This is a genomic window from Pseudarthrobacter ribosi, assembly GCF_055412865.1.
The window spans coordinates 1-1,038 of the sequence record NZ_JBVAYZ010000051.1; the positions used below are offsets into that span (position 1 = coordinate 1).

A 1,038-nucleotide genomic window follows, 5' to 3' on the forward strand; every position below is an offset into this window, starting at 1 on the left:
ACGGGCGATCGGGTCGCGGTTCTCTCCCCGTCGTTCGCGGCGCCTGGACTCGCCCCTGCCGTGCATGAACAGGCGATGCGGCGGCTCACCGCGGCTACCGGGTTGATCCCGGTGGAGTTCCCGACGACCCGCAAGCTCGGATCCAGTCCCCAGGAACGGGCGGCTGACATTAATGCGGCGTTCGCCGATCCCAGCATCCGCGCGATTGTCGCCACCATCGGCGGCGATGACCAGGTCACGGTCATACCTCATCTCGACGAGGCGGCGGCCGCAGCCGATCCCAAGATCTTCATCGGATACAGCGATAACACCAACCTGCTCAACTGGCTGTGGTCCCTCGGGATTCCCGCATATTACGGCGGTTCGACCCAAGTCCACCTTGGCGCCGGGCCGGGTGCGGATGACGTCCACCTCGCTTCCCTGCGGGCTGCGCTGCTCACCGGAGGCGAACTCGAAGTCACCGATCCCGGGGAGTCAGAGGACTTCGGGCCTGATTGGCTCGAACCGCGGGCCCTCGCCGAATACGGCGACCGCGAACCCACCGAGCCCTGGGCGTGGACAGGTCCCGCAAGGACTGTCTCCGGTCCCACGTGGGGTGGCTGCCTCGAAGTCATTGACCAACTCGCCCTCGCCGACAGGCTGCCCACCGTCGACGCGCTCCGGGGCGCCATCTTGATCCTAGAAACCAGCGAACTTCTCGCTCCCGCAGAGTGGATTAAGCGATGGGTTCGAGCACTGGGCGAGCGAGGCGTCCTTGGGGCGGTCGATGGTGTGATGGTCGCCCGGCCTCCCGTCAGCAGCCACGGGCAGGTTCCGCCTGCCGCCGAACGGGCTCGGCTGCGTGCGGCACAGCGGGATGTGGTCAGCGCCGAAATCGGACGATACAACCCGGACGCCGTCGTTTGCATCGGAGTCCCCTTCGGGCACACCCGGCCGCAGTGGATCCTCCCCTACGGCGGTCGAATCCAACTCAACGGAAAAGCCAAGACGGTCACCGCCAGCTACGCCTGACCGTGGCTGGTAGTGTCCCGGTCAAGG

At 66.7% G+C, this 1,038-nt stretch carries 1 protein-coding gene; it reads left to right on the plus strand.

Features of this window, described 5'->3' with window-relative positions; translation table 11 throughout:
• A partial coding sequence (locus tag ACZYZ5_RS21450) for a S66 family peptidase (protein ID WP_463904387.1) occupies nt 1–1,011 on the plus strand: 1,011 nt, incomplete at its 5' end.
• Nucleotides 1,012–1,038: the final 27 nt, after the last annotated feature.